General features: G+C 66.3%; 26 protein-coding genes and 1 tRNA gene. 8 read left to right on the top strand and 19 right to left on the bottom strand.

What is annotated here, in order from left to right:
* The first annotated feature begins 71 nt into the window (after positions 1–71).
* The 6 genes from ACFY36_RS36005 (at position 72) to ACFY36_RS36030 (ending at position 8,948) form a co-directional block, all read left to right on the top strand.
* On the top strand, positions 72–5,315 hold the full coding sequence (locus ACFY36_RS36005) for a fibronectin type III domain-containing protein (protein WP_499750373.1): 5,244 nt from the start codon (positions 72–74) through the stop codon (positions 5,313–5,315).
* Between the two features lie 117 nt (positions 5,316–5,432).
* The gene (locus ACFY36_RS36010; protein ID WP_499750635.1) at positions 5,433–5,573 is read left to right on the top strand and encodes a hypothetical protein; all 141 of its coding nucleotides are present in this window, start codon (positions 5,433–5,435) and stop codon (positions 5,571–5,573) included.
* Positions 5,534–7,786 carry a thiamine pyrophosphate-dependent enzyme gene (locus ACFY36_RS36015; RefSeq protein WP_499750374.1) on the top strand — a complete coding sequence of 751 codons (2,253 nt, stop codon included), beginning with the start codon at positions 5,534–5,536 and terminating at the stop codon, positions 7,784–7,786. Before ACFY36_RS36010 ends, ACFY36_RS36015 begins: the two co-directional genes overlap by 40 nt.
* A gap of 99 nt (positions 7,787–7,885) precedes the next feature.
* Positions 7,886–8,317 (top strand): DUF3052 domain-containing protein, encoded by a 432-nt coding sequence (locus ACFY36_RS36020; protein ID WP_360923124.1) that lies wholly within the window; start codon positions 7,886–7,888, stop codon positions 8,315–8,317.
* Positions 8,318–8,380: 63 nt separating this feature from the next.
* Positions 8,381–8,836, top strand: coding sequence for a peroxiredoxin (locus ACFY36_RS36025; protein WP_499750375.1), 456 nt, complete (start codon positions 8,381–8,383; stop codon positions 8,834–8,836).
* A gap of 37 nt (positions 8,837–8,873) precedes the next feature.
* A tRNA-Val gene (locus ACFY36_RS36030) sits at positions 8,874–8,948 on the top strand.
* A gap of 73 nt (positions 8,949–9,021) precedes the next feature.
* Here the strand turns inward: ACFY36_RS36030 and ACFY36_RS36035 are convergent.
* The 19 genes from ACFY36_RS36035 to ACFY36_RS36125 all read right to left on the bottom strand — a co-directional run bounded on the left by ACFY36_RS36035 (position 9,022) and on the right by ACFY36_RS36125 (position 20,240).
* Positions 9,022–10,269: a tyrosine-type recombinase/integrase gene (locus ACFY36_RS36035; RefSeq protein WP_499750376.1), complete on the bottom strand. Its 1,248-nt coding sequence runs from the start codon at positions 10,267–10,269 to the stop codon at positions 9,022–9,024.
* Complete coding sequence (locus tag ACFY36_RS36040) at positions 10,266–10,499, bottom strand: helix-turn-helix domain-containing protein (RefSeq protein WP_499750377.1); 234 nt, start codon at positions 10,497–10,499, stop codon at positions 10,266–10,268. Before ACFY36_RS36040 ends, ACFY36_RS36035 begins: the two co-directional genes overlap by 4 nt.
* Positions 10,496–12,436 (bottom strand): replication initiator, encoded by a 1,941-nt coding sequence (locus tag ACFY36_RS36045; protein WP_499750378.1) that lies wholly within the window; start codon positions 12,434–12,436, stop codon positions 10,496–10,498. Before ACFY36_RS36045 ends, ACFY36_RS36040 begins: the two co-directional genes overlap by 4 nt.
* Before the next feature lies 1 nt (position 12,437).
* Positions 12,438–12,731: a hypothetical protein gene (locus ACFY36_RS36050; protein WP_499750379.1), complete on the bottom strand. Its 294-nt coding sequence runs from the start codon at positions 12,729–12,731 to the stop codon at positions 12,438–12,440.
* The gene (locus tag ACFY36_RS36055; RefSeq protein WP_499750380.1) at positions 12,728–13,531 is read right to left on the bottom strand and encodes a DUF2637 domain-containing protein; all 804 of its coding nucleotides are present in this window, start codon (positions 13,529–13,531) and stop codon (positions 12,728–12,730) included. Before ACFY36_RS36055 ends, ACFY36_RS36050 begins: the two co-directional genes overlap by 4 nt.
* Complete coding sequence (locus ACFY36_RS36060) at positions 13,528–13,818, bottom strand: hypothetical protein (protein ID WP_499750381.1); 291 nt, start codon at positions 13,816–13,818, stop codon at positions 13,528–13,530. Before ACFY36_RS36060 ends, ACFY36_RS36055 begins: the two co-directional genes overlap by 4 nt.
* Entirely contained in the window at positions 13,815–14,267 is a 453-nt protein-coding gene (locus ACFY36_RS36065) for a hypothetical protein (protein WP_499750382.1), read from the bottom strand. Before ACFY36_RS36065 ends, ACFY36_RS36060 begins: the two co-directional genes overlap by 4 nt.
* The gene (locus ACFY36_RS36070) at positions 14,264–14,650 is read right to left on the bottom strand and encodes an RRQRL motif-containing zinc-binding protein (RefSeq protein ID WP_499750622.1); all 387 of its coding nucleotides are present in this window, start codon (positions 14,648–14,650) and stop codon (positions 14,264–14,266) included. The genes ACFY36_RS36065 and ACFY36_RS36070 overlap by 4 nt, the downstream gene beginning before the upstream one ends.
* Before the next feature lie 26 nt (positions 14,651–14,676).
* Positions 14,677–15,000, bottom strand: coding sequence for a hypothetical protein (locus ACFY36_RS36075; RefSeq protein WP_499750383.1), 324 nt, complete (start codon positions 14,998–15,000; stop codon positions 14,677–14,679).
* Positions 14,997–15,440 (bottom strand): DUF6197 family protein, encoded by a 444-nt coding sequence (locus ACFY36_RS36080; RefSeq protein ID WP_499750384.1) that lies wholly within the window; start codon positions 15,438–15,440, stop codon positions 14,997–14,999. The genes ACFY36_RS36075 and ACFY36_RS36080 overlap by 4 nt, the downstream gene beginning before the upstream one ends.
* A gap of 112 nt (positions 15,441–15,552) precedes the next feature.
* Positions 15,553–15,726 carry a hypothetical protein gene (locus tag ACFY36_RS36085; RefSeq protein ID WP_499750385.1) on the bottom strand — a complete coding sequence of 58 codons (174 nt, stop codon included), beginning with the start codon at positions 15,724–15,726 and terminating at the stop codon, positions 15,553–15,555.
* On the bottom strand, positions 15,723–16,610 hold the full coding sequence (locus tag ACFY36_RS36090) for an FtsK/SpoIIIE domain-containing protein (protein ID WP_499750386.1): 888 nt from the start codon (positions 16,608–16,610) through the stop codon (positions 15,723–15,725). The genes ACFY36_RS36085 and ACFY36_RS36090 overlap by 4 nt, the downstream gene beginning before the upstream one ends.
* Before the next feature lie 85 nt (positions 16,611–16,695).
* Positions 16,696–17,055 (bottom strand): hypothetical protein, encoded by a 360-nt coding sequence (locus ACFY36_RS36095; RefSeq protein WP_499750387.1) that lies wholly within the window; start codon positions 17,053–17,055, stop codon positions 16,696–16,698.
* Positions 17,056–17,066: 11 nt separating this feature from the next.
* Entirely contained in the window at positions 17,067–18,011 is a 945-nt protein-coding gene (locus ACFY36_RS36100) for a hypothetical protein (protein WP_499750388.1), read from the bottom strand.
* Positions 18,012–18,095: 84 nt separating this feature from the next.
* Positions 18,096–18,323, bottom strand: a complete 228-nt coding sequence (locus tag ACFY36_RS36105; RefSeq protein ID WP_499750389.1) for a hypothetical protein — start codon at positions 18,321–18,323, stop codon at positions 18,096–18,098.
* A 96-nt stretch (positions 18,324–18,419) separates the two neighbouring features.
* Positions 18,420–18,659 carry a hypothetical protein gene (locus tag ACFY36_RS36110; protein ID WP_499750390.1) on the bottom strand — a complete coding sequence of 80 codons (240 nt, stop codon included), beginning with the start codon at positions 18,657–18,659 and terminating at the stop codon, positions 18,420–18,422.
* A 15-nt stretch (positions 18,660–18,674) separates the two neighbouring features.
* Entirely contained in the window at positions 18,675–19,232 is a 558-nt protein-coding gene (locus ACFY36_RS36115; RefSeq protein WP_499750391.1) for a hypothetical protein, read from the bottom strand.
* Between the two features lie 29 nt (positions 19,233–19,261).
* A complete protein-coding gene (locus tag ACFY36_RS36120) occupies positions 19,262–19,687 on the bottom strand; it encodes a DUF3307 domain-containing protein (RefSeq protein ID WP_499750392.1) in 426 nt (141 codons plus the stop codon).
* Between the two features lie 235 nt (positions 19,688–19,922).
* Positions 19,923–20,240 (bottom strand): hypothetical protein, encoded by a 318-nt coding sequence (locus ACFY36_RS36125; protein ID WP_499750393.1) that lies wholly within the window; start codon positions 20,238–20,240, stop codon positions 19,923–19,925.
* Between the two features lie 205 nt (positions 20,241–20,445).
* On the opposite strand from ACFY36_RS36125, the gene ACFY36_RS36130 reads away from it, so the two are divergent.
* A complete protein-coding gene (locus tag ACFY36_RS36130; protein WP_499750394.1) occupies positions 20,446–21,708 on the top strand; it encodes a helix-turn-helix transcriptional regulator in 1,263 nt (420 codons plus the stop codon).
* A 65-nt stretch (positions 21,709–21,773) separates the two neighbouring features.
* Positions 21,774–22,370, top strand: coding sequence for a 2'-5' RNA ligase family protein (locus ACFY36_RS36135; protein WP_499750395.1), 597 nt, complete (start codon positions 21,774–21,776; stop codon positions 22,368–22,370).
* Positions 22,371–22,591 lie beyond the last annotated feature (221 nt).

Raw genomic sequence — 22,591 nt, forward strand, 5'->3', positions numbered from 1 at the left:
CGCGCCGAAGGCGGCGAAACTCCAGGTGGGCGCTCGCAATCGCGAGCGCGCTGCTGTCGGTGGCGGGAATCGTGACGAATCCCGCCCCGGCGTCGGCGGCGCCGCCGTCGGATCCCGCCACCGTCACGGCCTCGCCGGGACGCCGGAGCATCCTCGTGAGCTGGACCATGCCGCCGAACCCGGGAACGGTGGGCGGCTATCGGGCGACCGCCAGCCCCGGTGGCCTGTCGTGCGACGCGACATCGCAGAACTACTGCACCATCACCGGGCTCACCGCTCTCACCTCCTACACGGTGACCGTCGTGGCCTGTACGGGCGCGCCCGGCACCGATTGTTCGAGCGGGGTGGCGGCCACGCCGGTGAAGCCCGGACCGCCGGCCGCGCCGACCGGGGTCACCGCGGCCTATCTGGACAACCCGAACAAGATGCAGGTGTCGTGGACGCCGGGCGACGCCGGCCCCGGCATCGCCTCCTACAAGGTGACGGCCAACACCACCGAGGCCCTGACCGGAACCTGCGCCACCCTGGTGGCGTCGACCAGCTCGTCCTGCGAATTCGAGGGCCTGGCCTCGGACACGTCCTACTCGTTCCGGGTGCAGGCCAACGGCGTCACGACCGACGCCGGCACCACCGGCAGCTCGCTGGTGAGCGCGGCCTCGCCGGCCAAGGTCGCCGGCCCGCCGCACAAGCCGGCCAAGCCCACCGTGGAGCGGCTGAGCGACAGCTCGGTGACGGTCACGTGGGACAAGCCCACCGGCGGTCAGTCGATCACCGGCTACTCGGTGGCCGGCACCCCGTCCGGAAGCTGCACCTCGGCCGACGCCGACGACACCACTTGCAACGTCACCGGCCTCACCGGAGCCACGAGCTACACGTTCAAGGTGACGGCGACCGGCGACGCCGGCGGCGCCTCGCCCGCGAGCGACGCCTCCGACGCGATCATCCCGGCCTATCCGGGCAAGCCCGATCCGCCGTCGGTGGAGCTGGGCGACGAGGCCGGCGAGGCGTTCGTCTACTGGGAGGCGCCCGCCGACGGCGGAACCGTCACCCAGTACATCGTGAAGAGCTTCTCGCCGGACGACCAGTCGACGGCCGATGTCTGCACCGAGAACGGGGGCACGTTCGAATGCACTGTCAACTCCCTCGCGAACGCCAAGTCGTACCAGTTCACGGTCACCGCGAAGAACACGGCCGGTGAGCAGACCTCGGGCCTGAGCACCCCGCCGATCATCTCGGAGCTGCCGGGTCAGCCGTCCACGCCCGAGGTGACGCTCGGCGACGCCAACGGCAAGGTCAAGCTGACCTGGGACGCGCCGGAGAGCGGCGGCACGCTCACCAGCTACGCGGTGACGGTCACCCCGGCCGGCGGCGTCAAGTCGGACGACTGCGGCGCCGACCTCGCCACCCCGACGTGTGAGATCACCGGCCTGGACCCGGCCACCGAGTACACCTTCCGGGTGGCCGCGGTCGGCGACCTGGGCGCGACGGCGTCCGGCGACAGCGCGGCGATCACCCCGTCCAAGCCGGGCGTGCCGCGGACCGTGGTCGCGGAGCTCGGTGACGCCGAGGGCGAGGCCACGGTGACCTGGGACCCGCCGAACACCGGCGGCACCGTCGTGACCTACGACGTGACCGCCAAGTCGGACGACGGCCCCGAGAGCTTCGGCTGCGCCGACCTCGCCGTCGGCGTGACCGAGTGCGAGATCGACGGCCTGGACCCGGAGACCGAGTACACCTTCACGGTGACCGCCACCAACGCGGCCGGCGACTCGGCCGGTGTGGACAGCAACGCCATCGTGGCCAGCGCGCCCGGCAAGCCGTCCACCCCCGAGGTGACCCTGGCCGGCAGCGGCGCGGTCGACCTGGCCTGGGACCCGCCGGCCGGCGGCGGCGCGGTCACGAGCTACACCGTGAACGTCATCCCGGCCACCGGCGACGACGTCGGCGACCTCGACCCGGCGTGTGCCGACGACCTCGACAACCCGGCCTGCTCGATCACCGGCCTGGACCCGGCGGTCTCGTACACCTTCACGGTGAGCGCGGTCGGCGGCCTGGACACGATCGTCTCCGACCCGAGCGACCCGATCATCCCGGCCGCGGCCGGCGTGCCCGCCGACGTGGAGGCGGAACTGGTCGCCGCGACGGCCGGCCGGATCAAGGTGTCCTGGACGGCGCCGACGGGCGGCACTCCGCTCGACTACACGGTGCGGGCCGTCAACCTGAACGGCGCCACGGCTCCCAGCAACGACGCGTGCGTCGTCGCGGGCGACGCCGCCGAACTGGCCTGCACCATGGTGGGCCTGGACCTGAGCGGCCAGTACCAGTTCACGGTCGAGGCCAGGAACGCGCTCGGCACGGGAACCCCCTCGGCACCGACCACCGCGGTCGTTCCCAACAAGCCGAACGCGCCCCAGACCGTCGACGCCACCCTGGTCGAGGACACACCGGCCGCGATCGAGGTGACCTGGACGGCGCCGTCCGCCGGCGGCGGCGCGCCGTCGAGCTACGTGGTGACCTCCGCGTCGACCGAGGACGGTGCCGAGACGTTCGGCTGCCCGGACGTCGCGGTCAACACCACCGAGTGCCTGATCACGGGTCTGAGCAAGACCAAGCACTACACCTTCACGGTGAGCGCGAAGAACGCGGTCGACAGCACGGCCGCCGGCGCCACCGCCGCGATCGTGGCTGACAAGCCGGGCGCGCCCACCGGCGCCGAGGCGGAGCTGGACACCATCGCCGGCGCCGGCAACGCGCTGGTGACCTGGGTCGAGCCGGTCACCGGGGGCGAGGTCGAGGGCTACAAGGTGACGGCCACGTCACCGGACGGCGGCACCCTGCCGGTCGTGTGCGAGGCCGACCCGGGCGAGGAAGAGTGCCTGGTGGCGGACCTGGACGAGGACAAGCAGTACGTCTTCACGGTCCAGGCGTGGAACCTGGCCGGTGGCACCGACTCGGCCGCGACCGACGCGATCGTTCCCGGTGTCCCGCTCGCGCCCACCGACGTGCGGGTCGGCATCAGCCTGACCCCCGGCACGGTCGTGGTCGACTGGGCGCAGCCGCCCGGCACGATCGTGAACAGGTGGACGGTCACGCCGGACTCGGCCGACGGTGGCAACGAGCCGGCCGCGTGCCAGATCACGCCACCCCAGCAGCTGCGGTGCGGGTTCGAGAACCTGAGCCTGGACAAGCACTACACGTTCTCCATCACCGCGGTGAACGACCTGGGCAGCCTGGCCCAGCCGTACGTGACCGACCCGCCCGTGGTCCCGAACCTGCCGAACGCCACGGGGGCGCCGACGGCCGAGATCGTCGCCGTCGACGAGATCGCGGAGACCGGCACCGTCACGGTGAGGTGGCGGCCGGCGCCGCGCGGGGCCACCCCGATCGTGAGCTACACGCTCAGCGCGTACGCCGAGAGCGACGCGGACACGCCGTACCGCATCGACACCTGCGTCGACCTTCCGGCCGACGGCCCGCTCACGTGCGACTTCCCGGGTCTGCCGGTCGAGGACACGTACACCTTCGTGGTGACCTCGACCGTGGACGGCGGCGCGACCGCCGACAGCGAGCCGAGCGAACCGGTCGACCTGCGCGGACCGGGTGAGCCTGGCGTGCCCACCGTCGAGCTCAGCGGGGCCAACGCCGTCCGCGTCAGCTGGACCGCACCGGTCGGCGGCGGGCCGATCGTCAGCTACGACGTGAAGTCGAGCCCGATCGTCATCACCCCGCAGAACTGCACCAACGTGGGTGACAAGATCCGGAGCTGCATCTTCACCGGCCTGACCAGCGGCAACCGGTACAGCTTCAACGTGCGGGCCAACGGCACCGGCGGCCGGTTCGTCGAGACCGGCTACTCCCTGCCGATCCTGGTCGGCGCGCCGGACATGCCGGAGCGGCCGTCGGTCGTGCCCGGAGCCACGACCAACCAGGTCACGGTCAGCTGGGCCCGGCCCGGGGACGGCGCCGGCATCGCCGGCTACACCGTGCAGCTCGACGGCTCGGCGGTCTGCACGGTGTCCGGCGAGGACAACACCTCCTGCTCGGTCAGCGGTCTCACCACGACGCGGTCCTACCGCTTCCGGGTGCAGGCCAACGGCGTGACCGGCGCCGGGGACTCGGCGTTCAGCCCGCTCTCGGACGCGATCGTGCCGGGCGCGCCCGGCCGCCCGCAGAACGTCGACGTGGTCGGCGGCGACCGCCAGATCGCGGTCTCCTGGTCGGCTCCGCTGTACGCGGCCGACCGGGTCGTCTCCTACCAGGTCGCCGCGACACCGGGCAACGGCACCTGCACCACGCTGGCCGCGGTCCGCGAATGTGTGATCAACACCGGGGTCGAGAACCTGACCTCGTACCGGGTCACCGTGGTCGCCATCGCGTCCACCGGCCTGCAGTCGCCGGCCAGCGCCCAGTCGGCGCGGGTGCGGCCCACGGCCGGCGCGCCGGGTGCGCCGACCGACGTCACGGCGACCAGCCTCAACGCCGGCACCAAGGTCAACTGGGTCGCTCCGGCGGTCGTGGGCGACGGGATCGCCGGATACACGGCCACCGCGGTCAACGCGGGCGGCAGCTCACGCAACTGCTCGACGACGCAGCTGACCTGCACCATCGCCGGCCTGGAGAACGGGCAGACGTACCGGGTCACCGTGGTGGCCCTGGGCCGGGGCGCGAGCGGATATTCGGCGCCCAGCGCGGCGGCGACGGTCGTGCCGAGCGTCGCGCCCAGCCCGCCGACCGGCGTGGGCGTGGTCGTCGGGGCCCGGACCTTCGCGGTCAGCTGGACGGCGCCGACCAGCGCGGCCGAGCTGCTGAAGGACTACACCGCCACCGCCACCAGTGGGAGCCAGTCGCTCACCTGCACCACGACGGCCACCACGTGCACGATCTCCGGGCTCAACCCGGGCAGCTCGTACGCGGTCTCGGTGGTGGCCAACGGCCAGCAGGCCGGGGTCGCCTCGGCGGCGGCCACGCCGGCCGGCGGTGAGATCGTGGCCCTGACCGCGATCGCGCCGGTGCTGCCCAGCACGGTGCCCGTCTCGGCCGGCCTGCTGACCAGTTCGGCGGTCTCGCCGCTGCGGGTCGGGCAGACCCTGACGATCAACGGCACCGGGTTCGCGCCGCACACCGGGGTCACCCTGGGCTTCTACCCGAACGCGGTGCGGCTGGGCACGGTGGTGACCGACGTCAACGGCGCGTTCTCCCAGTCGGTGACCCTCTCCGGGGTCTCGACCGGCACCAGCCGCACGATCGTCGCGGCCGGCATGTTCACCGCCGGCACGGTGCGCTACAAGACGCTCACCGTGACCGTCAACCCGTAGGACAGCTCGGCGGACGGGCCGGAGGGGACTTCCCCTCCGGCCCGTCTCACGTGTACAGGTCCAGGATCAGGAACGCGGCCGGGCACAGCGCGGCCAGCAGCAGCACTCTCAAGATCATTGAGCGAGTACAGCACCGGCCGCTCCGGGACGTGGCGAAATTCGCTCCACGTCATCCCGCACGTCACGGGCCTGATGCGGACCATCCGCCGGTTTCCGGCATGGCAGGGCTCGCGCGCCTGCGCGATGCTGGTCGTGTGACCACCCCGCAGAACCTCGACGAGCGTTTCCGCGACGCCGTGTCGGCCCTGCCGTTGCCCGGCGCCCGTCGCGCGCCCGGCGATCCCGTCCGCGACGGCTCCACCCTCACCGGCGCCCGAGCGATCGAGCTCTTCGACGCCCAGCTCGCCAGCCGCCATCTCGACCTCGCGGCCCGCTGGCTGCGCAGCTTCAACGAGGGCTTCTACACCATCGGGTCGTCCGGCCACGAGGGGAACGCGGCGGTCGCGGCCGCGCTCCTGCCGACCGACCCGGCCCTGCTGCACTACCGTTCCGCCGCGTTCTTCACCGCCCGGGCCAAGAGCCTGGCCGACGCCGCCCGTGACGTGCTGCGCGGCGTCGTCGCCTCGGCCCGCGAGCCGATCGCCGGCGGCCGGCACAAGGTCTTCGGCAGCGCCGAGCTGAACATCGTCCCGACCACCTCGACGGTCGCCTCCCACCTGCCCCGGGCCGTCGGCCTGGCGTTCTCGCTGGGCCGTTCCTCCCGCGACGCCATCGCGGCCGCCTCCTTCGGCGATGCCTCGATCAACCACGCGACGGCCACGGCCGCGCTGAACTCCGCCGGCTGGTTCGAGCGCACCGGCGTACCCCTGCCCCTGCTGTTGATCTGCGAGGACAACGGCCTGGGCATCAGCGTGCCGTCACCGGACGGCTGGGTCGCCGCCATGCTCGGCTCGCGGCCCGGCCTGCGCTACACCGCGGCCGACGGCGGCGACCTGGCCGCCACGTACGACGCCGCGACCGACGCCGCCGGCTATGTGCGCCGCGAGCGGCGGCCGGCGATCCTCCACCTGTCCACGGTGCGCCTGATGGGGCACGCCGGGGCCGACGCGGAGGTGGGCTACCGCCCGGCCGACGACATCAAACGCGACCTCGAGCGCGACCCGCTCGTCGCCACCGCCCGCACGCTCGTCGAGGCCGGCCTGATGACGCCCGACGAGGCCATCACCCGGTACGACGAGGTGGGCTGGCAGGTCCGCAAGCTGGCCGAAGAGGTGATCGGCGAGCCGAAACTGACCACCGTGGCCGAGGTCGTGGCGCCCCTCGCCCCGCGCCGGCCGCTGCGCTCGGCCCACGCGATCACCGAGACGGCCTCGCGGGCGCTCGGCCCCGGCGCGTCCGCCCGCTCCAAGGTGTTCGGCGGCAAGCTCCCCGAGAACGCGGGCCCGCTGACCCTCGCGCAGACCGTCAACGCCGCCCTCACCGACGCGCTGGCGGCCGATCCCGGCGTCCTGGTGTTCGGAGAGGACGTGGGCCGCAAAGGCGGCGTCTACGGCGTCACCAAGCACCTTCAGGAGCGTTTCGGGGCCGAGCGGGTCTTCGACACCCTGCTCGACGAGACGACGATCCTCGGGCTCGCGCTCGGCGCCGGGCTCGACGGCATGCTGCCGATCCCCGAGATCCAATATCTGGCCTATCTGCACAACGCCGAGGACCAACTGCGCGGCGAGGCGGCCACGATGTCGTTCTTCTCCTCCGGCGCTTATAAGAACCCCATGGTCGTACGGGTCGCCGGGCTGGCCTATCAGCAGGCGTTCGGCGGCCACTTCCACAACGACAACTCGGTCGCCGTGCTGCGCGACGTGCCCGGCCTCGTGCTGGCCGTGCCGGCCCGGGCCAGTGACGCCGCGCCGATGCTGCGCTCCTGCCTGGCCTCGGCCGCGGCCGACGGCAGCGTCTGCGTCTTCCTGGAGCCGATCGCGCTCTACCACACCCGCGACCTCCACGAGCAGGGCGACGGCGAGTGGCTGGCGCCGTACGCGGGCCCGCACGCCTGGTCGTCCGAGCATGTGCCGATCGGCCGCGCCCGCACCTATCCGGTGGGCGGCGCGTCCGATCTGACCATCATCACGTACGGCAACGGGCTGCGCATGTCACTGCGGGTCGCGGCCCGGCTCGCCGAGCAGGGTTACGGATCCCGAGTGGTGGACCTGCGCTGGATTTCCCCGCTGCCGGTGAACGACCTGGTGAGGGAGGCCGCCGCGACCGGCCGGGTGCTGATCGTGGACGAGACCCGCCGATCCGGCGGCATCGGCGAGGGAGTCCTCGCGGCCCTGGTCGACGGCGGTTTCGTAGGCTCGGCGAAGAGGATAGCGTCGGCGGATTCGCTGATTCCGCTGGGTCCGGCCGCGCAACAGGTGCTGGTGGGGGAGGATGCCATCACACAGGGTGCCCACACCCTGCTGGCACGGTAAATTGCCTCACACTCGGTGCGCCACTTGCGCCCGGGCGCGCAAGTGTGTGGACTACCCCCAGGTTCACGCACCGATTTCTTGGCTAGGAGGACTTAGACAGTGAGCGCGACCGCTGGTCAGGCCGACGGCGTACGCAGCCTGGCGGACCGGTTCGGCTTCGAGCCGAACATGGTGGTCATGGAGATGGGCTACGACGACGATGTCGACGAGGACCTCCGTGACGCCCTGACCGAACGCGTCGGCGATTTGGTCGACGAGGACACCGACGAGGTCGTCGATGCGGTGCTGTTGTGGTACCGCGATGGCGACGGAGACCTCTTCGAACTGCTGACCGACGCCCTGGGCCCCCTCGCCGACAACGGCGTGGTGTGGCTGCTGACCCCCAAGGCCGGCCGTGACGGCCACGTCGAGCCGAGCGAGATCAGCGAGTCCGCCCCCACGGCGGGCTTGCAGCAGACCTCGACGGTGAACGCCGGCAAGGACTGGACCGGGGCCCGCCTGGTCTCACCCAGGGGTGCGAAGAAGAAGTAGCTCACTGCCCCTTCCCGAGCCGACCGGCGTCCTCGTGACGCCGGTCCAGCTAGGGTTGTGCCCATGCCGCTTCCCGTCGGCGCCGAGGCGCCCGACTTCTCCCTGAAGGACCAGAACAACCAGGTGGTACGCCTGCGTGACTTCCGAGGTCGCAAGGCGGTCCTGCTGGTGTTCTACCCCTTCACGTTCACCGGCACGTGCCGGGGCGAGCTGGCCGCCGTCCGCGACCACCTGGACGACTTCCAGAACGACGAGGTCCAGGTCCTGGCGGTCAGCGTCGACTCGGTCTACAGCCACAAGGTCTGGGCCGGCCAGGAGGGCTTCGACTTTCCGCTCCTGGCCGACTTCTGGCCACACGGCGAGGTGGCCCAGGCGTACGACGTCTTCAACACCGACGGCGGCATGGCCAACCGGGGCACATTCCTCATCGACCGCGACGGCATCATCCAGTTCTCCGAGATGATCGGCCCCGGAGAGTCCCGCGACGTGAAAGCGTGGCTGGCCGCGGTCGGCCGCTGAAATCCGCTCAAGGTACGATGGCGCTTCCCGGTGATCCGGGCGCGTAGCTCAGTGGGAGAGCACTCGCCTTACAAGCGAGGGGTCGTAGGTTCGAAACCTACCGCGCCCACCACTCTGAACAGCAAGGCAGCAAAGCGTAAGATCGAATAGACTGGGTTTGACAGCAACGCTGACAGCAACAGTCGTCATGACAGTTGCCCGTCCAACTTGCCAAGCGCCTGGCGCATCGCGTCCAGGTTGGCATGGGAGTACACCTTCAGGGTGATTTTGACGTCGGCATGCCGGGCGATGGCCTGCACGACGTGCGGTGGTACCCCCAACTCCATCAGCATGGAGACCACGGTGTGACGCATGTCATGCAGCCGAATTGTGGGTAGGCCGGCCTTTTCTCGGGTGGTGGCGAAGTGCCGATTTAGGTTGCGTGGCTCCATGGGCGTGCCATACCCGGATGGAAACACGAGTCCATGTTCTTGCCATACGGCAGCCAATCGCTCGCGTTCGGCCTGTTGAGCGTCTTGATGTTCGAGGAGCACCAGCCAGGTCCACTCCGGGAGCGGTAACGGAGCTTCGGAGTCCTCCGTCTTGGTTCCGGTGAGGAGGAGTTCCCCGTTGACACGTTGCACAGTCTGTTCAACGGTCAGCGTGCCGTTGTCCAGGTCGAGATCCGACCAGCGCATACCGAGCAGCTCGCCCCGACGAAGTCCCATGGTGGCGGCAACCACATAGAGCGGATAAAGGCGATGTCCTTCCGTCGCCTTTAAAAGGGCCCGGACTTGATCTACTGAGAGACTCTTGCCGATTTTATATCGCGGTGACGGCACCCGAACCAACGTAGCAACATTCCGTGATATCAATTCTTCTCGAACTGCCTGCTGAAGTGCATTCCGAAGAACGTCACGAACGTACTGAATTTGTCGAGCGCTTGGATAGTGTGCACAACAGTTTCCTGCCGAACAGCACTGCTTCTCTGGTGGCCGTTTGGCATCAGCCTTACTGGCGCAGCAAAGACACTTGTTTCGGAAGCTGCTGAGAAAATCTCGAACATGCTTGATTTGAAGCGAATCCAGCCTCTTTGTTCCCAGTGCTGGAAGAAGGTGTAACCGGACCGCGCTCTCGTACCCGCGACCGGTAGTGGCTTTGAGCTCACTCACATACGTTGTCAACCAGTAGGGAAGGTACTCATTCAGCTTCCAGGCTCGATCGGGCAGCGGTATCCCGCGTTGGATCAGGGCCTTAAGCTGGACGAGCTTGGAGTGCGCGTCCTCCCAGTTCTCGCCGTAGACATACTTGCGCTTGCGGGTGCCGTCAGCGGTGACGGCGTAGGCCTGTCCCACCCAACGGCCGTCACTCTGGCGTTGGTAAATGGAGCCCTCGCCGTTAGCGTTCTTGCGTCCAACTGCTTTCCGGGAGCGCGGCGATTCTGCCACGGTCATTCCTCCCTGCTGAGATTTGCGATCGTCTCCTCGATCGCAGCAGCCGGGATTAGCCGCCGACTGCCCACCTTAAACGACCGGAGGCGCCCGGTGCGAATAAGGTCATAGACCAGAGAGCGCCCGATGCGAAGCTCGCGCGCTGCCTCCTCCACCCGCAAGACGCGCGGGGAGGTATCAGATCTGTTGCTCAAGACTGTGCCTTTCCGTGCGTCGACAAGTGATGAAGTCACGCCGCTGTTGGAAAGTCGAGCGGCAAGGCAGACCCAACCTGGTGGGCCATTTCTTCGTGTGCTGCCTCTTGTCGAGCACGGGCCATAGCGGCCGCAGTATTAGCAAGCAGGGCGTCGCCGTTGTTGTGCCAGCCGACTCCGGCGAAGGAGAGGGCGCCGACGATCAGCGTCGTGTCGTCGGGGTGGTCGATGGCGCAGACGGCACCGGACTCGGTGACGGCCTGGTCCTCGATGCGTCGGAAGGCGATGCGGGTGTCTCGCAGGGTCGCGAAGCGCACGACGCGGCGGCGGGTTTTGGTGAGGAAGTGGCCGGCGAAGCCAAAGCGGTGTGCCCATCGACGTAGCCGTGCATACGAGTTGGTGGGTGTTCCACCGTTGGCGCTTTTGGTGTCAAGGTTGGCTTGACGTTCGGCGACGCAGACAGGGCAGGCGCGGTAGCGGGTATGGGTACCGCAGGCCGGGCAGTCCCAGGCGGTGTCAAAGACGCGCCGGTCTGCGGGTTCAAGGGCACGCCGGGGACGGTCGATCAGCTTGCGCCTGACGTAGGTAGTGGATATCGAGTGCAGCAGAGCAAGGATTTCGGTGATCGGGGTGGTCTTGTCCGTGGCCCGCCGGGCGAACGTGCTGAGCAGTCGGCCGGTGATTGGTGCGGGGATGGTCGGACGGCCGATGCGCCAGCAGGCGGCGACGAGTCGGGAGATGTGGTCGCCATCGGGGTCGTACTGGCCGACGGTGTCCTCGGTGATGCGGGTGGAGGAGAAGCCGGTGGCGTCGGTGCTCTTGGTCGTGTACTTGGCGAGGTAGCCGGCCTTTTGTGAGGCGAGCTGTTCGCTGACCATGTCGTCGGTGATGCTGCCGTCCCCGGCGAGGGTGAGGGCCTGAATGTCGAAGCCCTTGTCTGGGTCCCCCCACCGGATGTCCCAGCCTTCAGGCCTGTCGGGGTGGGCCGGGGTGGTGAAGGAGATGGTGCGGACCGCGTGTTGGAAGGCGGCGATGATGTCGTCGACGTCCACGCCTGGTGGGGGGACGAGGACAGCGTCGGGGTCGTCGCGGTGGACGCCGTCGAGGCGGACCAGGGCGTGAAAGTGCACGACGGCGCGGCGTTGCATCTCGGCGGCTTTGCCATGGGTGAGCTGCGCTGGTGCGACCATGCGTATTTTGCCACTCGGGGTGCTCTTGGCGACCTGGGGTAAGCCGCGGGCTTTGCAGAGCTGGATGAGAAAACGATCGGCAGCTTGCTTGGTGCGGTGCCACAGTTCGGTGGAGAACAAGTTCCAGACAACGTGGTGGTCGTAGTCGTAGCAGTCGAGACACAGCGGCTGGCCCAGGATCGGGTCGTCGGCGGTGTGGCGTCGCCAGCAGATCACCGGTAGCCCGTGTTCGCAGGGACCGGGGGTGTCGCGGCGGGCGTGGCAGGGTTCGGCTTGGCAGGTACAGCGTTTGCGGTTCGTGCAGGTGTGTTTGCGCACGACGCGGGTGTGCACGATGCCAAAGCTGGGGGCGGTGAAGGTGGGAAATACGGCCGGGTGTTTGGCGACCGATGCGGGGATGCCTTTGCCGCCAACGAGGAAGCTACGCAAGATTTGGTAGGCGTCACGCTGGTAGGTGCGGGCGCAGGACGGGCAGACCGAGGCGAGCCGGGTGCCGCAAGCTTTGTAGATGGCGGCATCCGGGAGCTGGTCGGTGTGCCGAGAGTCCAGGAGCCGACCGGTGGCGGCTTCGATGGTGTCGAGGGTGCCGGACAGCCGGATCGGGCGGGTGCAGCCGGAGGCGGCGCGGACGTGCTCAAGCCAGTCGAAGTAGTCCGGGCTCGAGGCGCGGGCGAGGGCTTGTCCGGCGGTGTAGTGCGGGTCGGGGGCGTACCAGGTTTCGGCGTTCGAGCCCGTACCCCGGGCAGGGTGCTCCCGGGGTACGAGGTCCAGCGTCGAAGTGCTCATGTCAGGCAGCGGTCCCGTTGCGGGGGCGCTGAGGGCAGGTGTCGCGCCGGTATTCGGTGGTTAGGTGCCGTTCGATGACGGTGATACGGCAGGCCGCACATTGACGTTCGGCGGGTAGGCGTCGGCCGCAGGCGACCTTGACGGTCATGTTGTTGAGCCGGACCGTGATCGGCTGGCGGCAGGGGCCGCCGGGTATCACGGCGACGATGCTGCGTCGGGTGTCGACGACGTGCGGTTGTGGGTCAGCGGGGCAGGTGTGGGTGATCCGGTGAATATCGACATGGACGAAGGTCATCGGATGCCTCCGGCCAGTGTCGGGGTGTGCCCGTTGATGCGTCCCGGGATCGGTTGGGTGGAGCGGATGGCGTCCAGAAGCTGTCCGGCCGTTGCCAAGGTGACGCTCATGCGGACGGCGAGTTCGTCGGCGGTGATGGGCTGTCCGGTGGTTTGTTCGTGCTGGACGACCGAGAACCGGGCGACGGGCAGTAGGTGTTGTGGCACGCCGGCGGATGCCGCGTTGTCTTCGTGGATTTGCGGATCGGGCACGGCGGTGGCCGACCGTACGGTTGCGGCGGCAGGAGGAGCCAGCATGCGTGAGGTCGTCTTGCTCGGGGCAGCCGAGATGGTCGTCGGGTTGGTGCTGGCCATCTGGTTTTCATGGGTTTCGATGGCTTTGAAATCGGGCCGAATTTTGCCGGAGACCCATTCGACTCCGGCGACCAGGGCGACGACGACGGCGAAGATGATGCGCATGATCAGTTCGCCGGGGGCGAGGAAATTGACAGTGCCGGAGATGAGCACCACGACGATGAGGATTTTGAGTGCGGCTTTTTTGGCTTCCTCGGCCATGCCGACGGTTTGGGTGACGGTGAGCATGGAGACGATGCCGAGGTCGAAGACGCCCGGCACAATCCAGGAAAAGATTCCCGCGCCGAGGGTTTCGAGGAAATGTGCCTGGTGAAGGTAGCTGGCGGCGATTGCGCCGATGAGGATTCCTTTGTTGGCGAGCTTGTTGATGCGGATGGCGCGGAGCACGCCGGGGACGACCTTTTTGGCGTACTCGGTGGCGAATTGCTGGGTCAGTGAGGTAGTCATCGGATGCCTCCGTCGTTGGTGACGGGGACGACCGCGGTGATGCCCATGCAGTGTTTGCACCAGACGGCGACGTAGCCGTCTTCGAAAAGTTCGTTGATGCGGTCGTCGAGGGTTTCGTATTCGGCAGGGAACAGCGACAGGTCGTTGCATTCCTCGCACCAGTGCTGGGTGGGGCACAGCCGCAGAACCGGTCCGAGGTCGTCGTGGATGCCGGCGGGGGTCATGCCGCCGATGCAGTAAAGACAGTTGTCGGTGGCCAGATGCGGGCCGAGGTCGTTGAGGCTCATCGCGAGCCTCCCGAGATGAAGCTGTGTCGGGTGACGTGAGTGTCGAGGCCGAGGCGTCGTCGTGAGTCGGCGATGACGTAGACGCTGCGTCCGGTTCGTAGGGCGATATCCGTGTCGGACAGGCCCAGCCGCCACAGGTGGTGGACAGTCGCGTCGAGTTCGGCGCGTTGAGCTGCGTGCCGGTGGCGGGCGTTGGGCACGGATTCGGGGTGGTCGGTCGGTAGCAGGGCACGGATGCGGCCGGTGCCCCACTGGAAGTGCCGGGCGAGAAAGGTGATCGTCATGCCACGGGCCAGGCCGGTGAGGATTACCTCTCGCTGTTCTTGGCGTTCCAGTCCGCCGATGCGATTGGGTTGGTCGGTCAGAGCACGGTCGACGGCGACGTGGTCGTAGGGGTAGTTGTCCGGCAGTTCTTGAAGACAGGCCGGGCAGAGGGTGATGTGGTTCATCGGGGTCCTCCCGGCTCGCAGATGAGGCATGCGCCGGTCAACCGGGGGATGTAATAGGGCTGAGTGATGCCGCAGTGCCGACAGGTACGGCGGGCGGTCAGCATTTTCGCCACGGTGGCGAGCTGGGCCGGGCTTGGTACACGCTTGGGCACGGCGAGATCACCTCGGTAGAGGTGGGCTGTGCGGATTTGCTTGCGGTGTCGCCACAGGATCTGTGCGACGGGGTCGTGTCCGCCGGGGCATAGGCCTTGACGGCGAAGCTGTCGGCGGGTGGCCAGCGGGGATGGCGCTTGCCGGTAGGGGAAGGTGGGGAATCCGTAGCGGCTGCCGGTGGGGTCGTAGAATTCGACCTTGATCCCTCGATTGGCCAGGGCGTCCAGCATCGGATTGGTCAGGGCGGTAGCGGTGGTCATTTGTCGGCTCCCCAGCGTTGCTGGGCGGCTTGGCGGCTGATGCCGAGCCGATCGCCGATTTCGGCCCAGGAATAGCCGTGGGCGCGAAGGCCGATGACGGCGTCGTTGATGGCTTCGTCGAGCAGGCCGGATAGGCCGACCATGTCGCGGAGGGCTTCCACGTCGCCGGTGGCGACACGACGAGCGAAGGCACGAATGATGCGTCGGACGAAGGCGGCGTATTCGTCGTTCTCGACGACGTCACGGCGGCGCGGGGTGTTTGGCCGGCTGTCGCCGGAGGGCTGGAGTGTCAAGACCTGGTTGACGTACGACATGCTCACCGGGGACCTCCGATGTGGTGGATGGCGTCCCAGTCGTTGGCCGCATCGGTGAGGGTTTCGATGACCTCAGCGACGGTGCGGTCGTCGTAGTCGTTCCAGTCGCCGATGACGTCAATCGCGCTGTTCTCTAACGCCATCGGCGTGTATTCGAGGTCGACCCAAGCGGCGAGTACGCGCAGGGCGAGCAGAGCTGCGATGGTTTCCTCGTCGCCGCCAAGGCAGGAGGAGCCGGAGGGCAGGCATTGGCCGGTAGCGACGGTCATGATGGCGCCGGAGGTGCAGGCAGGCGGGAACGGCCCGTCGGTGTCGGCGAGCAGGTCGTAGAACTGGTGCTGGGTCCAGCCGTGGGTGTCGAGGTAGGTGGCGGCTCCGCGTAGCAGGGCGGAGGGCCGCATCGGGTCGGGGAGGAGTGTGGTGGTCGGTTGGCGGGTAGGCTTCACAGCAGCCACGTCCTTTCGAAAGGGCTGGTGGGGGTCGGCAGAACCCGCTGCTTGCAGGCGTGTGGGGTTCTGTCGACCGTTTTCTTTTTGGGATGGGTTGAGGCCGGGCCGGTTAACGGCCGAGGCGAGAAGCCCGGGTGCGGGCGATGCTGACGAGTAGCGCGGCTACGGCGAGGCGTACCGGATGCCGGTAGGCGTATTCGGCCGCGATGCCGGTGAGGTAGGCCGCGACGCTGCCGATTCCGGCGGCGGTAGCGGCGGTGGTCTCGATTGGCCAGCGGTTCATGCGGCCATCTCCCACTCGATGGGGGTGAGGTCCCTCGGCGGTGCCTTGGGTGTCTTGTTGCCGGGCCGTCGAGTCCAGGCGACGTAGTCCGAGATGGCGTAGATCTGGTCGTCGGACAACCAGGAGACTTTGATCCGGCGAGGGTTACCTTTGTTGGCGAGTAGGAAGGCTTCGCCGGGGTTATCGGGGTTGATGTCCATGGCGTTGTAGCCGCGTTCTTCCCAGCCGGTGCCGAGGATGACCTCGGAGGATCCGGGGGTGGTGCAGTAGAAGGCGCACCGATAGCCGAACAGGTCGCGAAGGTTGGGGTCGATGACCTTGGCTGAGGTTCGCTGGGATGCTCCGACGACGGGCATGGCGCAGGCACGGCCGAGGGCGACAAGTCCCGTAAGTAGGGTTTCGAATTCTTCGCGTTTTTCCTTGGTGTCAAGGATGCGGGTGAACATGGCGAGTTCGTCGACGACTGTCAGGATGGTTGACAGGCCGTCGGTGCGGACGACTTTGCGTCGGCGCTGGGAGAGCAGCCACCGGTAGCGATTGCGGGCGACGGTGAGCAGCCGTCGCATGACGCGGATGCCTTGGTCAATGTCGTCGCCGATGAAGGCATCGCAAATGGGTTCCCAGGGGCCGAGTTCGACCCATTTGGCGTCCAGGCAGACAAGCCGGGTGTTGTCGCATAGGGCGGCGGTGCCGGTGACGGTGTTGACCAGGCCGGACTTGCCACCGCCGGGTAGTCCTCCGATGAGCAGGTTGTGGTAGACGACGTCGAGCGTGACGTGTTCGCCGAACTCGTTGATGCCGATGAACATCGGGTCGAACATCGACAGGCCGGGACCGACAGGGACCCGGTCGTTGCCCGCTGTGTCGTGGGCGATGGTGGACATGCGCTATCGCCTCCTCCAGGGGCGGTAGGTGGCCCGGAACGCCCCAGAAAAAGGCATTCCGGGGCCGGTAGAAGGATCAGGCCGATTACGGCGCGATCAGCGGGTCATAGCCGCTGGACCGGAGCGCACTGCGGCGTTGAGCTTCCTGAAGGAAGAGGCCGGCGTTGTGTGCGCAGGTGGAGGCGGCGGCCAGAACCGAGGCACGGTCCGGGCCAAGGCCCGCTTGGTGCGCCGTGGTGCTGTCGTAGCTGTCCTCGGCATAGGCCTGGGCGAGCTTGCACGACATGGCCGTCAGGTTGACGGCGGCTTCCAGCAGATACGCCAGCACGGCGCGTTCGGTGTCGGTCTTGGCGACCGTCTGCGCCTTGGCGTAGACCTGCCGGGGAGTGAAGCAACGTACGACCGCTTCACGGTCGAGAGCGTTCAGATCGATCAGCAGAGGCATGACAGGTCGCCTCAGATCCACTGACTGACGTCATCGTCCGCCGCATCGTCGGCGCGGTCGGCTGTCTTCTTCTTGTTGTTGGAGCTGTTGCCGTTCGGCTTGGCCGTGGCCGCCGTGGCCGCAGGTTCATCGTTGGGAATGTCAGTCAGGTCGAGACCACCGATGACGGTGGCCGACCTTTTATCGGCGACCTCGAAATCGAGCTCGGGACCGAGAAAGTCGATCAGCGGGGAGTCCACCTGAGCGGAGAGCACCTCGCGGCGTTTGATGTCGAACCGCACGAAGGCGGCGCTGCCGGAACCGGCCTTGTCCACCACGACGCCACCGGGCAGGGCGTGACAGGCCACGGCGATCTTGTCGAGTTGCTTGGTCAGCAGCTCCAGCGACAGGCCGGGACGCAGGACGACCCAGACGCGTTCACCGACGCGCGTTGGTATCGCGGCAAGGATCAGCGGCAGGCTGCCGGACTTGTTGGCGATGATGAACTGCGAGAAACACACCCGCAGGCGGTGCCGCACGATCACACACCAGGCCAGCGCCACGAACCATCGGCGAGTAACCGGAACGGCAGCCGGGAGACCGACGGACACGGCCAGGATGGCCAGCGTGACCAGAGCCGGCGTAGCGGTGGCGATGGCCGTCCACAGCCACGCGGTGGTGACTGTGGCGAAGATTTCCGGGGTCCACCACCAGATCAGCCGCAGAACCGGCCAGATCCGGACCAGGAGCCACACCAGAGCGCCGCAGAAGGCGGCGATGGGGGCCGCAACGAAGACGGCCAGAAGCGGGTGCATGTGATCGGAGGCCACGGTCAGGGCGACCAGGCTGACCACGATGGCGGTGAGGATGAACGCGAAGCGCGCGTTCTCGGCAGCCGAGCGATGTACCCGCTGCTCGATGACAGTGACGGTTCCGGACCCTCGCCCGAAACCACGTCGTCCGCTAGATTTGGACATGACACGTCCTCCCTTTCGGGTGGATGGGTTGGAAGGCGCGGGGTCGGCAGGTGTAGGAGCCAGTACCGACCCCTCGCTGTTCTTCTATTTCACATACGGATACGGGTACTTGTCGCGGTCAGGGAACATCCCGGCGGTCTTGATCGCCGTGTGGAGATCAACCTGTAGCAGCCATCTGCGGTATCCGGGTCCCGCGAGTTTCTCGATCAGGTCCAGCATCTCGATCGCTCGCAACGGCTGCTCGTTGCTGATGGCGTCATCGAGGCTCTCCAGCAGTTGGCGGAGAACTTTTTGACCTACGGTGCGTTCCATAGCAGTCAGAACCCTTCTTCTCATAAGGGATGCGGCTATCCACAGGCGGCATTCAGGTGAGACCTGGTCCGCGCGGCGCGTATGCCCAGCGACATATCAAGGACGGCGGCCTTTACGGCGAGCATGATCAACGCTGTCGCGCGAGGTGTCGGCCTTGCGGCCATAGAGGGAAAAGGCGAGAATCGTGACCTTGAAATATCCCTGCGCGGTCAGGTATTGCGTGGCAGCGACGAGGTCGTCGACATCGGTGATGCGCTCAGGGATCTGCCAGTCCATGGCGCCGATGCCAAATCTGCTGGTTTCTTGGTGTGAGAAGCTGATGTAGTAGCGAAACACGTCGATGTCCCTCCTTCAGGCATCTGCCTTGATTTCGGCATTCGCGGCCATCTGCCAGATGGCGATGAGGACAGTGGCGGCCTCTAGGGCGGAGGCGGACACCAATACGGCATTCGCGGGGCCGCTAGCCCAGTACCAAACGAGGCCAGTAGCAGCCGGGACAATGAAAACCGTAAGATCGACGGCGAGTTGAATGCTTTTTCGTTGGCAACGACGGTGATCGTGACGATGGATGTTCTCCCACCGCAATACGTCAGCGCCGACAAGGGCGCTGAGCCTGGGGCCGAGGTCAGTACGAAGGTAACGGCCGATGGCGGATACCTTGTGGTCGTTAACCAGATAGGTCCAGCCCAACGCAAGTGCGACAGGCGGCAGGATCAACGCGACAGCCGGTCCACCGAATTTGGTGCCACCGGCAACAGCGGCAATCGCGACGATCAGGGAATAGACCAGATTGTCACGGGCGCGAATACGGTCGCGTTGTTCGTCCTTGAGAAACTTGAGTTCGTCACGGAGAACATCGAGTTGTCCACCGCAGTCGGTGACAGGAGTTCGGATGTTGTCGGTCGACATGGTGACTGATTCCTTCGGTCGTAAGGACTTCAGACAGCGGCGATGAGGATTGCGGCGATCCACAGGCAGAAGTAGTGGAGTGCCTGGTCGGCGAGGTACATGCCGCAGATGGGCGTCTGCCTGTCGGCGAACGCGGCGGATCCGGTGTGGTTCAGAATCCAGCGGATCGGCCAGCGCCGATCGAGGAAGGCATGGGTAACCGCGGAGAAGCTCAGTCCCGCGATAATGCCGCTGACGCTCAGCGATATATCGAGAGCGACAGCCGTGATGACGAGCATGACCAGCGCGGTCAGGTGGTAGGTGCCGATGTGCACCAGTAGGTGACGCCAGCCGTGCCAGCCAGGCGCAGCCTTAGTGCTGGCGTCTGTGTCGGTCTGGATGATGTGGTCGGCGAGCTGGTGCGCCGCGATGAGGGTCGCCATCGAAACGGCGAACACGAGAGCAGAAGTGGACATGGTCAAGCGCCCCTTTCCGGGGTGCAGGGTTGGAAGGCGACGAGGCCGGCAGGTGTAGGAGCCAGTACCGACCCCGTGCCACACTTCGAGAGAGATCACTCAACGGTGATCGGTTGAACCGGTGAAACAGGAGCCAGAATCCTCACCGGGTTGAACAGGAGCAGAGCAAACGCTGCTCAGTGTTGGAACTGCTTGACTGTCATGGCCTTACAGGACGGCCTACCAGCCGAAGCGCCTACTTCGCCGAGCTACCAGCGAGCGGCTTCAGCGACACCGCGCGGAACGCGACGCCGTTACGCCCGTTGGTCGCCCACGGAATGGCCTCGAGCTGCTCGATGGCGACGAGCTGTCCCACCGTCACGTCCGGCTTCTCTCCTGCCGTAGTGATGGCGATGACCTCACCGCCGGTCTCGTCGAGCACGATGACCTGGGTGGACCACATGGGCCGGCCAGTGTTCTTCTCGGAACGCTGGTTGCCGCTCTGGTCGTTCTTCGGCTCAGTCTGCCTCGACACCGTGACCTGCTTACCGGTCGTGTCCACGTACAGCTTCACGAGGAACCTCCTCTGCCTTGAGCGCGTCCCCTGATGGACGACTGCTCGCACAAGAAATTCAACTCGCTAATGCGAAATACGTAGAGGTCCCGGCGGGTAGTCCCTCGTCGAGTGCCTTGTAGTCCCGTATGTAGTCCCGAGACTTTTCATGCGAGCGCCACACGACTACATTGGTACCTGTCAAACTGACTCACCTGGGGGACTGATGAAGCGATCCGGGTTCGGCCCGCTTTTAGGTCAGGCTCGCACACGCTTGGGCCTCACGCAGCAGCAGGTCGCAGACGAACTCATCAAGATCGCATGGGCGCACAGGAAACTTCGTGTCGGCGTCGACCGTCAAATGGTGTCGAAGTGGGAACGAGAAAAGAAGCATCCTGACGCTACCTATCGAGAGCTCCTGTGCCTCCTCTACGGAGCAAGCGAGGAGTCACTAGGTTTTAGGATCCCTGCTCAACAAGCAGTCATGCTTAGTGCAGGGCTTCTGCTGCCAACCGACATGCAGCAGCTCGAGTCCCCCATTGAGATTGTCGAACGCATCCAAGACATCTTATCAACCAAAGTCAGTGATGAATCGATCGACCGCTTGGACGAGATACTCAACATCGTCGTGCAAAGCTACGAGTCGTCTGGGCCGGATTTCCTGGCAGCACGCGTAGTTAAACAGAGAAAGATGGTCGCCGATCTTCTGTCTGGCCCGGTCCTTCCTCGCCAGAGAGATCGGCTCTACGTTATAGCATCGAAGCTTTCAGCACTGCTCGGCTACATGGCGGTAAATCTTGGAAAATTTCCAATCGCAGAGGCCTACAATGAGGAAGCATTCGCTCTCGCCGAGATAACAGGTGCGACCGACATGCAGGCTTGGGTTCGAGGAACGGAAAGCTTCTGCGCCTACTACAAGCAGGACTATCAACGAGCAGTAGATCTCGCCCGCGATGGGATGCGCTACGCCGACAATGGACCCCAGGCTGTCCGACTAGCCATCAACGGCGAAGCACGAGCGCTTGGCAAGCTAGGAGACGAGGCCGGCGTCAGTCGGGCTGTTGACTTGGCCTACCAAATCACGGACCGGTTCGATACCGTTCCCGGGGTGTCATCCTGTATCTCGCTGGGGATCTACAGCCAAGCACGGACAGCGGCCAACGCTGCAACAGCGTTCGTTTCACTTGGGATGCCAGATAGAGTTACGGAGTTCTCCCAGCAGGTGACCCCAGCTATGGAAGCTTCTGACTCATGCTGGACGCAGTCACTGGTCCGGCTTGACATCGCAACAGCGATGATCATGGCAAAGGCTCCTGAGCCCGAACAGGCCGCTCAGCTTGTACAGGAGGCTCTCACGATCTCCGCAGAGCGGCCGATCACGTCCGTCCTAGCGCGTAGCCAAGAGTTCCTTGTAGCCGCCGACCGATGGCGCAAGCTGCCGGCCATGATCGAAACAGTCCAAACACTACGGATGGCGACCACAAGGTGAGTCATGAGGCTGGCACACACCTAGAGGTGCACGAAGACTGGCGACGGTTTCAAGCGGTTCCTTCGATGGTTGACCACTGGGACCGTCCAGGCTGGTCGGCAAACCGAGAGGCCTACTACTGGTACCTGACGTTCGATCAGCCAGACCTGGTCCAACTCGCTGCGGCGTGCCAAGACCAGTTACGTCTTCCGTACCTCGACCCTGTACCCCTGAACGCGTTGCATCTGACCCTTCCGAGGGTCGGATGGACAGACCAGATAACCGAGGAACAGGTTGACCGCGTTGTCGAGACGGCCAAGAACCAATGCGCCGACCTTAGCGAGTTCCGCTTAACGATCGGACCGCTCTCTGGCTCTCCTGGCGCTGTCCGTTTCAGTGTCTCGCCGTGGGATCCTGTCTTAGCGCTTTACGAGCGGCTTCGTTCATCCGTTACTGCTGCTCTTAGTGAAGAGTACCTCGAACCCGCGTTCGAGTTCAGGCCCCATATTGGAATCGCATATTGCAACACCCCGATACCGCCTATGTATCTCGTTAGCGCCGTTTCGAAACTGCGTGTCCTGCCACCGATCAGCGTGATGGTCAAACAAGTTGAGTTGGTGCGGCTGCGTAGGGAGAACAAGAGCTACCTCTGGTCGACCGTAGAAGCGATCGCGCTCGGCTAGAACGCCCGGTCGGCCACCGGGATCTTGTTCAAACTTTCTGTACGTCTTCAAGGCGGCCCGAAACGGGCCGCTCACGCCGCCGCCAGGGCGCGTGCCCGCGCCGCCGCTGGCGCTTTGGCCCGGACACGCAAGCAGCCCGTCGGCTGGCGTGGAACCGCGGAGTCGGGCCGCGTCGACGACAGGTACAGCGGTGGGGTTAAGGGGTTGGGAGGTTTGGCCGG

This window comes from Actinoplanes sp. NPDC000266 (assembly GCF_042899005.1).
In the GTDB taxonomy this organism is placed as follows: Bacteria; Actinomycetota; Actinomycetes; order Mycobacteriales; family Micromonosporaceae; genus Actinoplanes.